This is a genomic window from Acinetobacter beijerinckii CIP 110307 (assembly GCF_000369005.1).
GTDB lineage: Bacteria > Pseudomonadota > Gammaproteobacteria > Pseudomonadales > Moraxellaceae > Acinetobacter > Acinetobacter beijerinckii.
The window spans coordinates 24,209-38,425 of sequence record NZ_KB849764.1; the positions used below are offsets into that span (position 1 = coordinate 24,209).

Sequence of the window (14,217 nt, forward strand, 5' to 3'; positions counted from 1 at the left end):
TTTAAAAATCTATCTATAGTCATTAGAAAAATAAGAAACATACATAGATTAGCTATAACGATAGTAATAATCGCTAAATACCCAACATAAGTGGATATTGAAGAGCTTCTCATTGAAGTGATTTTATATTCTAATTTTTATAATAAAATTTATTTTTATGTAAAAAGCAGAAAGTTTTGATTTATGAGAAAAATCACTGAATGTTATGTGTGGTTGAATATTTTTCTAAGAACTTTTAAAAACATAGACCAAACAAAGTACAAATTCCCTTCCTGATTTGAGTTAGAGCAAGATAGTCCCGAAACATCAAGTCATTAAAAACTGCTAAGAAATCATATTATGCAGCGACAAGTCATCATTGTCGGTGGCGGTATGGTTGGGCTCAGCCTTGCTTAAATGTTTGTAAAATTTAATATCTTTGTAAAGCTATGAAAAATCCGAAAATAGACAATCAACAAAACATAGATTATTAAATTTTTACAACCAAATCATTCAGTTTTATAAAAAAAATTCAACCTAAGCTTTTACTTAGTATCAAATATTTAAAAAAAGGGATTCACTGCACAATTCCATTCGAGAAATTTATTAAAATGTGGCAAAATAGCCGGCTTTACAGAATTCAGAGGATTGGCACATGCGCTTTGTTGATGAAGCAGTCATAACCGTAGAGGCTGGCGACGGTGGCAATGGCGTAGCTAGTTTTCGCCGTGAAAAATTTGTCCCTTTTGGTGGTCCTGATGGCGGGGACGGGGGACGTGGTGGAAGTGTTTATATTCAAGCAGATGATGACACTGGGACGCTCGTAGATTATCGTTATACACGTAGATTCCGCGCTGAACGTGGTAAAAATGGTCGTGGTGCAAACTGCTCAGGTCGTGGTGGTGAAGACATTATTCTAAGAGTACCTGTGGGTACAACCATCGTTGACACTGAGTCTGGCGATATTATTGGTGACTTAGTTGCCGATGGTCAACGCGTAAAAGTTGCACATGGTGGTGATGGCGGTTTAGGTAATACGCATTTTAAATCTTCAACCAATCGTTCGCCTCGTAAATGTACACATGGTATTAAAGGTGAATACCGTGAAGTGCGTTTAGAGTTAAAAGTGCTTGCTGATGTTGGCTTGCTTGGTATGCCGAATGCTGGTAAATCAACGTTTATTCGCGCAGTCAGCGCAGCAAAACCAAAAGTCGCTGATTATCCATTTACAACAATGGTGCCTAACTTAGGTGTGGTCGATGCTGATCGTCATCGCTCATTCGTAATGGCGGATATTCCAGGATTAATCGAAGGTGCGGCGGAAGGTGCAGGTCTAGGAATTCGTTTCCTCAAACATTTGGCGCGTACTCGTATCTTGTTGCATATTGTTGATGTACAACCAATTGATGGTTCAGATCCTGCACATAATGCAAAAGCGATTTTAGGTGAATTAGTAAAATTTTCGCCAACTTTAGCAAAACTCCCCGTAGTTCTTGTCTTGAACAAGCTTGACCAACTTCCTGAAGAATCAAGAGAAGAGTGGTGTCAACATATTCTTGATGAATTGCAGTGGGAAGGTCCTGTATTTAAAACTTCTGGTTTGATGTCTGAAGGAACTAAAGAAGTTGTATATTACCTCATGGATCAAATCGAGCAACAACGTGAGCGCGAAATTGAAGATCCTGAGTATGCAGCAGAAGTGAAAGCATTCCGTGAACAGCTTGAAGCTGAAACACGTGAACAAACCATCGCGGCGAAAGAAGCATATCGTGCAATGCGTAAGGCTCAGCGTGAGGCTGGCTTGGACGATGATGAAGATTTTGATGAAGATGAGGATGAAGGCGACGTAGAAAGTGTCTATGTTCGTGACTAGTAAATCGAGGGAAAAATGATAGAAGTGGTCGATGGGCAACGTCAGCTCAATGCGTGTAAACGAATCGTTGTTAAAATCGGATCATCTTTACTGACTGCAAATGGTCAAGGTTTAGATTTGCAAGCAATTTCGCATTGGGCGAAACAAATTGCAGATCTACACAATGCTGGGCACGAAATTATACTTGTGTCATCAGGTGCAGTTGCAGAAGGGATGGTGCGCATGAAACTTGCGAGTCGACCCACTGATTTACCCAGTTTGCAAGCTTGTGCAGCCATAGGTCAAATGGGTTTAATTCATACTTGGTCTAGTGTATTGGATCAGCATGGAATTCAAACCGCGCAAGTTTTACTTACACATGACGATCTTGCCGATCGTCGTCGTTATCTCAATTCTTGTGATGCATTGCAAAACTTGATTGATTGGCGAGTGATTCCCGTGATCAATGAAAATGATACAGTCTCCACAGATGAAATTCGTTTTGGTGATAACGATACTTTAGCTGCCATGGTTGCAGGACAAGTTCATGCAGAATTGTTGATTATTTTAACTGATCAGCAAGGCATGTTTGATTCAGATCCACGAAGTAATCCAAATGCTAAGCTATTTTCTTCGGTACGTGCTTTAGATGACACCTTATTTGAAATGGCAGGCGGCGGCGGCGTTCTGGGTCGTGGCGGAATGGTCACTAAAGTTCGAGCGGCAAGACTTGCAGCAAAATCTGGATGCCCAACACTGATTGCTAGTGGTGAGAGTGATCATGTACTTGCGCGCTTGATGGCTGGAGAGATGCTAGGAACATTATTCACTACTGATAATGATCGAGTTACAGCACATCAACAATGGTTAGCAGCACATTTGCAAACGGCTGGTCGTTTAGTGATAGATGATGGTGCGGTTGAAGCAATTAAACTCCAACATCGCAGTTTATTACCTGTTGGGGTCAAGGCTATCCAAGGGCATTTCGCTCGCGGGGATGTGGTTGAGTGTATTGATCAACGTGGTAGTCGAATTGCAGTTGGCCGAGTGAATTTTAGTTCATCTTCTGCAGAAATGGTTAAAGGCTTATCTTCTGAAAAAGTATACCAAGTATTAGGCGAAGCACGTTCTTTAGAAATGATTCACCGTGATCATATGGCAATTTATTGATTTATATTTAAGATTGAAAACTCGCTTAATGCGGGTTTTTTTATATCTAATGATTAATTTTCAAAACTGCAGCAAATATTATTTTAATTATACTTTTTGAAACCTAATAAAAAAGCCACTGTTCAGATTTAGACAGTGGCTTTTTAGAATTTGGCGTCCCTACGGGGATTCGAACCCCGGTTACCGCCGTGAAAGGGCGATGTCCTAGGCCTCTAGACGATAGGGACTTCTTGAGGTGGGTGTATATTAGGGCTCTGTCACCAAAGTGTCAAGAAGATGAGGAGACAGTTTGTTCAAAATATAGCAAAACAGTTCAGCAGTCTTCTGTGTATCGTATAAAGCAGAGTGGGCTTCTTTACCATCGAACTCAATTCCAGCTTGAATACATGCTCTAGCTAAAACAGTTTGTCCAAACATTACTGCACTTAAAGTTACCGTATCAAATACAGAAAAACTATGAAACGGATTTTGATTTTTAGTACCAGTTCGTTGAATTGCGGCTTGTAAAAAGCCTAAATCAAAATGAGCATTATGCCCGACTAAAACAGCATGGGTACAATGCTGAGCCTTACGAACTTCATTTAATGATTTAAAAATGCGTCGTAAAGCGCCGCGTTCATCTTCAGCCATAGCAACACGCATTGGATTAAATGGATCAATTCCAATAAAATCCAACGAACGGCGATCTAGATTAGCCCCTTCAAAAGGATTGATATGCGCTTGAAATGAGGGACCTGGAACAAATTGTCCATCTTCATCATAGACAATTGGAATACATGCAATTTCAAGTAGGGCATCGGTTTGGCAGTTAAAACCTGCTGTTTCTACATCAACAACAACAGGTAAAAAACCACGAAAACGCTGACCAATGACGGGAGCTTTGTTTTCTTCTGTCACACTTTTCTCCATTGCAGTGTTTTTCCTGCATGAAGTGGAATAATTTTTTGATCATCGAGATAATCAAGTGATTCAACCACAGTATTTTCTTCTTTCACTAAAGTAATGGTTGACGTATTACGTGGTAAACCATAGAAGTCAGCACCGAACATGCTAGCGAAGCCTTCTAAGCGTTCTAACTTACCAACTTGATCGAAAGCCTGAGCGTAAAGTTCTATCGCATTTGGTGCACTATAACAGCCAGCGCAACCGCATGCATTTTCCTTAGCATGTTGCGCGTGAGGTGCGCTATCAGTGCCTAAGAAGAATTTTGGATTACCACTCGTTGCCACTTCAAGTAACGTTGTTTGGTGTGTTTGGCGTTTTAAAATAGGTAGGCAATAGAAATGAGGTTTAACACCACCGACTAACATATCATTGCGATTGAATAACAAATGTTGGGGAGTAATGGTTGCCGCAACATTACGATCTTGTTCAAGTACAAAATTTGCAGCTTCACTTGTGGTGATATGTTCCAGAACAACTTTTAATTGAGGAAACTGTTTTAATAAGGGCGATAGAACTTCATCGAGGAAACGCTTTTCACGATCAAAAATATCGACATGATTATGAGTAACCTCACCATGTAATAATAATGGCACTTGATGTTCTTCAAGTTGTTCAATAACAGCATAAACCTTGCGAATATCACTAACGCCATTATCCGAATTTGTTGTTGCACCAGCAGGATAAAGTTTAATTGCATTTACAAATTCAGATTCTTTGATTTTGCGTACTTCATCAGGTGAGGTGAAGTCGGTAAAATAAAGTACCATTCGAGGGTCAAAATTAAGCCCTTCGGGTACATGTGCAAGAATACGTTCACGGTATGCAACTGCTTCTTCAACAGTTTTTACAGGTGGAACGAGATTAGGCATACAAATTGCGCGTGCAAATTGTTTAGCAAGATCTGGGACAGTACGTTTTAATGCTAAACCATCACGCAAATGCGCATGCCAATCATCAGGTTGCAAAAGAGTAATCGTATTCAAGGTGCACTTCAAACTTAAAAATAATACAAATAATAATGCATATAGGGGGAAAATGGTAACTACAATTACGGATAAGTGGTTAAGCAAAGTGCATGACAACAGCAGAAATTGTGTTATTTTTATGCGGCGTAAGAAAACAGTATTATAAGAAGAGTAACAGGGATGGAAAATCAATATGATCTTGAGCAGCTACGGAGGTCAAAAGAAGATCTAGAACAGCTTGTAGCTAAACATTATCAGGGGAAAAAGACACAGAAAACGTTGCCGGCTTTATTAGAAAAGGAGTTTTGGCGATTTAATATTGATCGAACACGTATCAACGCGATTCAATTTTTTGCTCAAGGTGTAATTACTTATACAATTTTCGTATTGTTGATTCTGCCATCCAATTTTTTAGTTATTCGTAATAGCCCCAATTATGCCTTAGACCTTGTCTACAGTATATTGAGTTTACTGGTGGTTGGTGCTGCGCTTTTTTTATTTTGGGCATTCTCCAGATTTAATAAATTGAATCAATTATTTTATCCTGCTGCTTGTTTGATTGTTTTTTGTACTATTTTTTTCCCTTCTTTACTCATGATGTGTGTATCGAATAGAGTTTTACAAAATCAATCGATGGTATTAATCGCATTTATATATATGTTGGGTTTTATTCTGAGTGGAATTAAACCGAAACACATGCTGTGGATTGGTTCTTCTGCCGCAGTCATGATTTTATTGTGCTTATATTTTTTAAAGATTCCATGTGATTTTCTAATGTTAGGTCGAACTTTTATTGGAAGCCTATTATTAGGATTTTCAATTAGTATTATGCTTTCGACCAAAGAGCGAAAAATATTTTTAAAAACAAAAATCTCTGAAATTGATGAGAAAATTCTCCGTTTACAAGCATCTGAGCTTTTGCACTTAAGCCAACATGATGAGTTAACTACTGTGTCAAATAGGCGAACATTTGAAGAAATGTTTAGTTATTACTATGAAATGGCATGCAAAGAAACAAAATCGATGTCAGTCTTATTTATTGATATAGATTATTTTAAAAACTATAACGATTATTACGGACATCAAATGGGAGATCAGGTGATTTCCACGATTGCTAAATCCATTAAAAGTTCAATTCGTCATATGGATTTTATTGCACGTTATGGTGGTGAAGAGTTCGTGGTGTTGTTACCAGAAACATCTGCTCAAGGTGCTTATGCGGTAGCAACGAATATTTACCGTGCGATTGATCGCTTGATGATTCCACATGAAAAGTCTTTGGTCTCTAATCACGTCACTATTAGTTTGGGTATTACTGTTTTTAATGGCAACTCCAAAATCAGTCAAGAAGTGTTAATTGATACCGCAGATAAAGCATTATATAGAGCAAAACAGTTAGGTCGAAATCAAATTTATTATCAACCATTACCCATCATTGAATAAATTGGAGATATTAAAAAACCGAATATATTGATATTCGGTTTTGGTATCTATCGTATTGTACTAAAACATTATTCTAAGAATTTTACTGTAACCCCAGAGCGTACTTTAGCACCTAAGTCATTCGCATCCCAGTTGGTTAAGCGGATACAACCGTGTGATGCTGTCTTAGAGATTAAAGATGGATTTGGTGTCCCGTGAATACCAAAAGACTTTTTGCTCAAACCAATCCAAATATTACCTACTGGTGCGTTCGGACCAGGTGGTAAAGAAAGAGGTTTTAGGTTTTTACCTTGAATAAAGTTTGAAGGTGAGTAGCTATACCAAGGGTTTTTAGCAACGCCGACTACTTTATACGTACCCGTTGGAGAAGGCGTGTCAGTACTACCAATTGTTGCAGGAAATGAAGCAATCATTTGGTTGCGACTGTTGAATAAATAAAGTTGACGAGCACCTTTATGTGCAACAATCAAATGAATGTCTTCTGGTAAATCATTACGAACATTCGCAACGATAATTTTTTCGCCTACTTTTTTAAAGGTTGCGGTCGGATTTAATTTCTTCAAGAAATTTTCATCCATATGGAACTTTTCGCCTAACATTTCAGTTACACGGGTATAGTACAAGCCTTTCATTTTTGCTTGTAAAGCATAGTCCGAAGGGATCGAATCTGCGTATGGACCCTTCAAGTCTGCATCGGTAATGGTGTACTCAACATAAGCAGGCTTGGTTTGTTTTGCAACCAAGGCATCCCATGTTTCTTGAGTTAACTGACCTGTTGGTGTTAATCCATTCATCTGTTGGAATGAAGCAATCGCTTTTAAAGTATTCTTACCGTTTGCACCATCAATTGCGCCAGGTGATGCGTGTGCATTATTCAGCATTACATGAGCACGTGCGTAGGCAGGAAGCTGACCTTTTGGTAAGCCTTCAGGCCACTCTGCATTATTCATGCTATCCAGTGTCCATGAAACTTTTACAGCAGGCGTAACATTATTAGCGGTAGATGATTCAGGAGTAGTTTCTAATTTTGAAGAAACTGCTGAAGCAACGCCTGTATTTACTTGAGGATCAGAAACTGCATTATCGGCAACACTTGATGCAGGTTGTGCAACAACGCTTGAAGCAGCTGAATGTTCTACTGCTAAAGGATCAATCGGATCTTGGACAGATGCCGAAATTTTTTTTGGATTTAAAGGTTGCTCAGTTGTTGGGGCAGCAAAAGCAACATTGGCAATAATACAACTTAAACTCATAGCGAGTAATGAGCGAACAAACATGTAATTCAACCTTAAGAATTATTCATATTGAGATATAAGATATTGCAAGTATTACAGAAAATCAGTGACCTTGCAGTAGCAGTTTTGTGTCTAAGTAAAAAATAATGTAGGAAGTCTGATTTTTTGTATGGATTTGGAATTATAAAAAAAGGATTAACTTTGTTATCATGCGCTTCACATGAAAAAATTTAGAGATTGGTAATGACAACGTTAAAAAATGATCGTTTTTTACGAGCTTTGCTACGTGAACCTGTAGACACCACGCCAGTATGGATGATGCGTCAAGCAGGACGTTATTTACCAGAATACAAAGCAACTCGTGCGCAAGCAGGAGACTTTTTATCTCTATGTAAAAATACAGAATTTGCTTGTGAAGTTACTTTACAACCATTACGTCGCTATGATTTAGACGCTGCAATTTTATTTTCTGACATTCTAACGATTCCTGATGCGCTTGGTTTAGGATTGTATTTTGAAACAGGTGAAGGTCCAAAATTTCATAAAACGGTTCGTACTGAGCAAGATGTCGCTAACTTACCGAAATTAAATTCAAAATCTGATTTAGCTTATGTCATGAATGCAGTATCGACAATCCGATCTGCATTAGGTGGTCAGGTACCTTTAATAGGTTTTTCTGGTAGCCCTTGGACTTTAGCGACTTATATGATTGAAGGCGGCTCAAGTAAAGAATTCCGCTTCACTAAAAATATGATGTACGCTCAACCAGAAGTGTTACATGCATTATTAGATCATCTTGCTGATTCAGTGATTGATTATTTAAATGCACAAATTGATGCTGGTGCTCAAGCAATTCAAATCTTTGATAGTTGGGGCGGGGCATTAGCTCATCGCGAATATCTTGAGTTTTCTTTGAATTATATGACGAAGATTATTGCTGGGCTTCAACGTGAAAAAGATGGTCGTCGTATTCCAATCATTGTATTTACCAAAGGTGGTGGACAGTGGTTAGAAACTATGTTGACTACTGGAGCTGATGCATTTGGTTTGGATTGGACGACACCACTTTATACTGCTCGCGAAATTGTAAATGGTCGCGCAGCATTACAAGGAAATTTAGATCCAGCAGTATTGTATGGATCAGCAGCTTCAATTGAAAAATCTGTCAAAGCAATGCTAGATGATGCCTATAAAAATGGTGAAAAAACAGGATATATCGCAAATCTTGGTCATGGTATTACTCAATGGGTCGATCCAGCTCAGCCAAAGATTTTTGTCGATACAGTTCATGAATACAGTGCGAAATATTTAGGTTGATATCTTTAATCCTTCAAGACTAAATATTAGGACTAGTTTTGTGCAATCGATTGTATTACTTTCAAATTTTATGATTAAGGCAGCTTCAGCTGCCTTATTTGGATTATTGCTTTTAATTGCATTTGCAATCACTGCACCTATGGGAAGCCAAGATTATTATGGTTTCTTCCGTTATGATTATTTATTGTTTTATGCTCTGATTATTCAAGTTTGCTTAATTTATTTAAAGTTAGAGTCATGGGCTGAGGCAAAAGTCATTGCTCTGTTTCACATTATGGCGATGGGGATGGAAATTTTTCTAACTCATCCAGCAATTGCTTCTTGGCAATATCCACAACCTGCGGTCTTTAAATTATTAACTGTGCCTTTATTTGCAGGATTTATGTATTCGGCTGTGGGTAGTTTCTTTGCCCGATCTTTAAGATTATATACAGTTTCTATTGAGAACTTGCCTACTTTCAGAAATATGATGTTTTTAGCTGTTCTTTCTTATTTGAATTTTATGACTAAATTTTTTCTTCCAGATATTCGCTTGATTTTATTTAGTTGGAGTGTCGTTATTTTCTGGAAAACGAAATTATATTTCCAGTTGAAAAACATTCGCTTCAAGATGCCAATGCTTCCAATTTTACTGTTGCTTGCATTTTTGATTTGGATTGCAGAAAACATTAGTACCTTTTATAAAATTTGGCTTTATCCAAGTCAAATCGATGCTTGGCATATGGTTGGCTGGGGAAAACTTGGCTCATGGTACCTATTGTTATTATTAAGTTTGGTTTTAGTTTTAAAAATTTTAGGAACACGCAATCACAATGGAACTTGGCAATTAAATAAGTGAAAAGTTTTATTCATGGTTATTTTTTTAAATACGCTTTATAAATATTTCAGCTTTATTTCAAATTTTAATTGCTAAAAGACTTTAACCTCGCTATTTTAATTTACGTGTAATAAGCGTTACACAATACAATAGTGATAACAAATACCAAAAAATAATTGATCCTGGAGATTATTTCTATGTTGAAAAAAATTGCATTAGCAGCGCTACTCGCAGCTGGTTCAAGTGTCACAATGGCTGATAATGATGTTGGTTGTGGTGCTGGTACCCAAATTTGGGCTGGTCAAAAAGGTATTGCACCTAAAATTCTAGCTGCAACTACAAATGGTATTTTTACTAACCAATTATTAGGTATTACTTTCGGTACTTTAGGATGCCGTCAAGGTGGAACAGTTACGGCTCAAGTCGTTACTTTTACAAATGAAAATGCTGAATCTTTAGCGCGTGATATGGCTGTAGGTCAAGGCGAAAGCTTAAACGTACTTGCTGAACTTATGCAAATTAAAGCAACAGACAAAGCACGTTTCTTTGCAGTTTCTAAAGCAAACTTTGCTGAAATTTATTCAAGCAAAAATCAAAATACACTTCAAGTATTAGATTCATTACAAGGCGTAATGGCGAAAGACGCTGTACTTAAAGCTTACGTTTAATACGTTTGAATATAAAACCCTGTCTCAATGGCAGGGTTTTTTATAGATCATTTAATCTTAATAATCTTAAAATTTGCGGCTGAATGAAATTAATAACCTGCACCCTCGCTTCTTTAATGTGCCATTTTGCACATGCCTCAGTTGAAACCGATATACAAAATTATTTGCAGATTGCTGAACAGAAACAACTGCAGCAAGACATCACATGGCAACGCTTAATGTATGGAGACCAATCGCAAAATAGTGAGGTTGCTTATGATGGATATTTTTATGCAAAAGATGGAAAAAATAATTTAAAAGGTGAATTAGAAGCTGATGTAAAAGCTCTATTTATTAATACTGCTGAGAATCAATCAATTCGTTGCAAATTTCCTGCTCGTAGCCGTTGGTTGATCCAACAACTCAATATTGATACCGAAAAGCTTCCAATCGTGAAGTGTCCTGAGTTTGATCAATGGATTAATCAAATTAAACCACATAAAGCCACGTTGATTTACGCAACTGACTTTATGGGTAATCCAAGTTCGATGTTTGGGCATACCTTACTGCGTTTAGACCCTAAAGATCAGAAACAACTAAACTTAGTTTCATACGCAGTAAACTATGCAGCGACAGTTAGTGGTGAGGATAATTGGTCATATGCTTGGAAAGGTTTAACAGGGCAGTATCCGGGTGAATATTCTTTAATGCCTTACTATCGTAAAGTAAAAGAATATGGCGACTTTGAAAGTCGTGATTTGTGGGAGTATGAGCTCAATTTAACACCTGAAGAAACTCGTTTCTTAGTCGAACATATTTGGGAAATGCAGCATGTGAGTTTTCCTTATTATTTTGTCAGTGATAACTGTGCATATCGTTTGCTTGGATTAATTGATCTAGTTCGTCCGAACTTAGACTTAAAAAAACAATTTAATTATGCTGCAATTCCGATTGAAACGTTAAAGGCAGTAGATCAACAAGACTTAGTCAAAGAGGTGATCTATCGTCCAGCCTTGGAAACTCAATTGTTATCACAAGCAAAACAGCACGGTACGCCACTGGCTAAAGTTGCCCATCAAGTTGCATTTCAAGATGTGGAAAAAGCTCAACCATTATTAGAAAAATATAACAAACACGATCAAGCAAAAATCTTAGAAATGGCATATGACGATTTATATTTGCAATATATCAGTCGTCAGGTTGATGCAGATTTTGCCCAGCCACAGTTAAGACAGCTTCTTGCCGAAAGAAGCCAAAATGATGTTGAAAAACAGCGTCAAGAGCCTGAGCGTCCTAAAATGCAACCTGTGGAAGGACATCATGCACGAAATTTATCTGTAAATGTCGGTGAAGTACAAGGACAGAAGTTTATCGAGTTAGGACATCGTCAGGCTTATCATGATCTGATTGATCCCCAAAGTGGTTATCGTTTAGGTACTCAATTACTATTTCTAAACGGCAATATTCAATATCGTGATGATCACCTTAAGCTCGAACATTTAGATTTATTGACAGTGAATTCGTATAACCCTATTCAACCTTTTAAATCACCGATTACGTGGGGATTTAATTTAGGTTGGAAGCAAGAAGCACTAGATCATGGAAATTTTAGTAATGATCAGCAGCATGGTGTTATGAACCTAAATATGCAGGTCGGCTACAGCTTAGCTGATTATGATCGTCGACATTTGTGTTATGCCCAAATGCAAAGTCATTTTCAAGGTGGTCATTCGCTTGATAAAGGTTGGCGAATTGGTTTAGGACCAACAGTCGGTTGTATGAACAGATGGACGGATAAGATTAATAGTGTTGTGCAAATTGAATTGCCTTACTGGGAAGATCAAAGTCAGTGGAATCTAAGAGTCGGTTCTCAACTCCAATATAGTTTAAATTCAAATAATGCTTTACGGTTGAATTGGGATTTTGAACAGCAAGATCATAAAGACTGGAGTAAAGTCGGTTTGGGTTATGTTTGGTTTTTTTAATTTTTAACGTTGAGAAGTTTGGTAGATCTAAATCTATCAAACCTCAACAATCACAAAGTATTTTTTTACAGCTTCAATCACTTCAAACGTACCAACAAATGAGGGTGGGATAATGCCTGCATGACCCGCAGAAACTTCAATATATGAATCTGTTTTGGCATCGTGAATACGCACAACACCTTCAATGACTTGAAAGAACTCTTGTTTATTGTCTGCAAACTGAATATTCCAAGCACCGACTTCACATTGCCAAATTCCACAACCCATATGAGGATGTGTATATAAGTCATAGGTAAGACGTTGTGGATTGCCTTTAACCAAGCGATCAGGACGAGGATAATCAACACTGGCTTCAGCTTGAATTAACTCACCAAAGCCTGCTAACTGAATGGAAGACATGACAATGCTCTGATTAATAACTTTCAGGAACAGCGCTTAAAAATTCACGACGTGCTTCTTTGTCCGTTTTAAAATCACCAACAAAAGAAACCGTACGAGTGGTTGATTCTTGTTTGCCAACGCCGCGCATCATCATACACATATGAGCAGAATCAATTACAACAGCCACACCACGAGCTTGAGTTACTTCTGCAACTGCTTCAGCAATTTGTTGCGTTAAGTTTTCTTGAATTTGCAAACGACGCGCAAACATTTCTGTAATACGTGCAAACTTAGATAAACCTAAAACCTGACCTTCAGGCAAATATGCAATGTGGACACGACCGTAAAAAGGGAGTAGGTGATGTTCACAAAGTGAATAAAATTCAATATTTTTAACCAATACCATTTCATGGTTATCGGATGGAAAAACCGCACTATTTGTAACTTCTTCAAGTGTTTTACTATAACCAGAAGTTAAAAAAGAAAAAGCTTTAGCCGCACGCATAGGCGTATCTTTGAGGCCTGGACGATTCAAATCTTCGCCAATGGCAGTTAAGATATTTGCGTACGATTGCTGCATAGACATAACAATGTTCACTTAGGTGGGTTGAACAAAACGGGAATTGTATCAGAAAACGATTCAAAAACTTACTTTTGAGTCAAATGCCGATTATTGTTTGTACTTTGGGTTCTTTTCTGCACGTTTTAGGAGCACAAGAACAGCACCAGTACCACCTTGATTTTCTGGCGTACTGACAAAGGCAAGTACATCACGATGTTGTCTAAGCCAGCCGTTTACATAGGTTTTTAAAATCGCTTCTGGACCTTTACCGTGAACAATTTTGATGACATTTTGATTTTCGTCTTTAGCCATCTGAATGATTTGTAAAACTGCGGCGCGTGCTTGCTCGACAGTACAACCATGTAAATCTACAGCTTCAAACCAGCGAATTTTACCTGCTTTTAAGTCTTCAAATACTTTGTGCTGTAAAGTTGCAATTCGATAGCTTAATGCAGCTTGGCTTGCCACAGGATTTAAAATCGCTTGAGTATCTGAAATCTCAGTGAGTTCTTGTTCAGCGCTACCTTCAGCTGCTGCACGTTTGGCCAAGGTTTGGGCATCTACTTTTTTTGAGCGTGCGGTCTGAATCTGTGCAATATTGCCATTATCAATGGGCTTAACCCCCGATAATGCTTTTTTAAAAAGCTCTGTATCTTCCAGCTCTTCAACAGCAGTAGCCTTTTGTGACTCAGCTTGTTTTGTAATCGTGTTGGATTGAGGGTTTGAGATTTGCTTTTTAAAAGCTTTCAGTAAGTTAAACTGATCTTTAGAAAGCGAGGAGTCATGTTTACTCATAATTTTAAGAAAATATATAAGATACGAGAGGGATGGAAAATTATAGTCTGAAACCGTGTTGATTTGAACTGAATCAGATTCATATAATTTTTTTGATCAATGAAAGCTTAGTCGTGGTCTACTT

General features: G+C 37.8%; 13 protein-coding genes and 1 tRNA gene. 7 read left to right on the plus strand and 7 right to left on the minus strand.

Translation table 11 applies throughout. The annotated features are described in order from the left end of the window. Positions 1–634 precede the first annotated feature (634 nt). The gene (gene cgtA, locus F933_RS01770; protein WP_005057986.1) at positions 635–1,852 is read left to right on the plus strand and encodes an Obg family GTPase CgtA; all 1,218 of its coding nucleotides are present in this window, start codon (positions 635–637) and stop codon (positions 1,850–1,852) included. A gap of 15 nt (positions 1,853–1,867) precedes the next feature. Beyond that, on the plus strand, positions 1,868–3,001 hold the full coding sequence (gene proB, locus F933_RS01775; protein ID WP_005057987.1) for a glutamate 5-kinase: 1,134 nt from the start codon (positions 1,868–1,870) through the stop codon (positions 2,999–3,001). A gap of 151 nt (positions 3,002–3,152) precedes the next feature. On the opposite strand, the gene F933_RS01780 is transcribed toward proB, so the two are convergent. The 3 genes from F933_RS01780 to pyrC form a co-directional block, all read right to left on the minus strand. Next, positions 3,153–3,228: transfer RNA gene (locus F933_RS01780), tRNA-Glu, on the minus strand. A 19-nt stretch (positions 3,229–3,247) separates the two neighbouring features. Further along, entirely contained in the window at positions 3,248–3,910 is a 663-nt protein-coding gene (gene rnt / locus F933_RS01785; RefSeq protein WP_005057989.1) for a ribonuclease T, read from the minus strand. Next, a complete protein-coding gene (gene pyrC / locus F933_RS01790) occupies positions 3,895–4,929 on the minus strand; it encodes a dihydroorotase (RefSeq protein ID WP_005057991.1) in 1,035 nt (344 codons plus the stop codon). Before pyrC ends, rnt begins: the two co-directional genes overlap by 16 nt. A gap of 162 nt (positions 4,930–5,091) precedes the next feature. On the opposite strand from pyrC, the gene F933_RS01795 reads away from it, so the two are divergent. Then, the gene (locus tag F933_RS01795) at positions 5,092–6,354 is read left to right on the plus strand and encodes a GGDEF domain-containing protein (RefSeq protein ID WP_005057992.1); all 1,263 of its coding nucleotides are present in this window, start codon (positions 5,092–5,094) and stop codon (positions 6,352–6,354) included. A 68-nt stretch (positions 6,355–6,422) separates the two neighbouring features. Here F933_RS01795 and F933_RS01800 read toward each other — a convergent pair whose 3' ends face one another. Further along, positions 6,423–7,631, minus strand: coding sequence for a L,D-transpeptidase family protein (locus tag F933_RS01800; RefSeq protein WP_005057994.1), 1,209 nt, complete (start codon positions 7,629–7,631; stop codon positions 6,423–6,425). Between the two features lie 201 nt (positions 7,632–7,832). Between F933_RS01800 and hemE the strand changes: the two genes are divergently transcribed. From hemE to F933_RS01820, 4 genes are all read left to right on the plus strand, one after another. Then, positions 7,833–8,906 (plus strand): uroporphyrinogen decarboxylase, encoded by a 1,074-nt coding sequence (gene hemE / locus F933_RS01805; protein ID WP_005057996.1) that lies wholly within the window; start codon positions 7,833–7,835, stop codon positions 8,904–8,906. 40 nt (positions 8,907–8,946) lie between these two features. Beyond that, positions 8,947–9,744, plus strand: a complete 798-nt coding sequence (locus F933_RS01810) for a DUF817 family protein (RefSeq protein WP_005057998.1) — start codon at positions 8,947–8,949, stop codon at positions 9,742–9,744. Positions 9,745–9,920: 176 nt separating this feature from the next. After that, the gene (locus tag F933_RS01815; protein WP_005058000.1) at positions 9,921–10,391 is read left to right on the plus strand and encodes a DUF3015 family protein; all 471 of its coding nucleotides are present in this window, start codon (positions 9,921–9,923) and stop codon (positions 10,389–10,391) included. Positions 10,392–10,474: 83 nt separating this feature from the next. Next, positions 10,475–12,355: an Lnb N-terminal periplasmic domain-containing protein gene (locus F933_RS01820; RefSeq protein WP_034710317.1), complete on the plus strand. Its 1,881-nt coding sequence runs from the start codon at positions 10,475–10,477 to the stop codon at positions 12,353–12,355. 36 nt (positions 12,356–12,391) lie between these two features. On the opposite strand, the gene F933_RS01825 is transcribed toward F933_RS01820, so the two are convergent. The 3 genes from F933_RS01825 to F933_RS01835 all read right to left on the minus strand — a co-directional run bounded on the left by F933_RS01825 (position 12,392) and on the right by F933_RS01835 (position 14,093). Beyond that, a complete protein-coding gene (locus tag F933_RS01825; RefSeq protein ID WP_005058006.1) occupies positions 12,392–12,754 on the minus strand; it encodes a cupin domain-containing protein in 363 nt (120 codons plus the stop codon). A gap of 13 nt (positions 12,755–12,767) precedes the next feature. Beyond that, positions 12,768–13,316 (minus strand): GTP cyclohydrolase I FolE, encoded by a 549-nt coding sequence (gene folE / locus F933_RS01830; RefSeq protein WP_171065926.1) that lies wholly within the window; start codon positions 13,314–13,316, stop codon positions 12,768–12,770. A gap of 90 nt (positions 13,317–13,406) precedes the next feature. After that, positions 13,407–14,093 carry a Smr/MutS family protein gene (locus F933_RS01835; protein ID WP_005058009.1) on the minus strand — a complete coding sequence of 229 codons (687 nt, stop codon included), beginning with the start codon at positions 14,091–14,093 and terminating at the stop codon, positions 13,407–13,409. Positions 14,094–14,217 lie beyond the last annotated feature (124 nt).

Excerpts from the sequence above, each read along its gene's own strand:
- cgtA (WP_005057986.1), top strand. The coding sequence starts at position 635 with ATGCGCTTTGTTGATGAAGCAGTCATAACCGTAGAGGCTGGCGACGGT.
- proB (WP_005057987.1), top strand. The coding sequence starts at position 1,868 with ATGATAGAAGTGGTCGATGGGCAACGTCAGCTCAATGCGTGTAAACGA.
- rnt (WP_005057989.1), bottom strand. The coding sequence starts at position 3,910 with ATGGAGAAAAGTGTGACAGAAGAAAACAAAGCTCCCGTCATTGGTCAG.
- F933_RS01795 (WP_005057992.1), top strand. The coding sequence starts at position 5,092 with ATGGAAAATCAATATGATCTTGAGCAGCTACGGAGGTCAAAAGAAGAT.
- F933_RS01800 (WP_005057994.1), bottom strand. The coding sequence starts at position 7,631 with ATGTTTGTTCGCTCATTACTCGCTATGAGTTTAAGTTGTATTATTGCC.
- hemE (WP_005057996.1), top strand. The coding sequence starts at position 7,833 with ATGACAACGTTAAAAAATGATCGTTTTTTACGAGCTTTGCTACGTGAA.
- F933_RS01815 (WP_005058000.1), top strand. The coding sequence starts at position 9,921 with ATGTTGAAAAAAATTGCATTAGCAGCGCTACTCGCAGCTGGTTCAAGT.
- F933_RS01820 (WP_034710317.1), top strand. The coding sequence starts at position 10,475 with ATGAAATTAATAACCTGCACCCTCGCTTCTTTAATGTGCCATTTTGCA.
- F933_RS01825 (WP_005058006.1), bottom strand. The coding sequence starts at position 12,754 with ATGTCTTCCATTCAGTTAGCAGGCTTTGGTGAGTTAATTCAAGCTGAA.
- folE (WP_171065926.1), bottom strand. The coding sequence starts at position 13,316 with ATGCAGCAATCGTACGCAAATATCTTAACTGCCATTGGCGAAGATTTG.
- F933_RS01835 (WP_005058009.1), bottom strand. The coding sequence starts at position 14,093 with ATGAGTAAACATGACTCCTCGCTTTCTAAAGATCAGTTTAACTTACTG.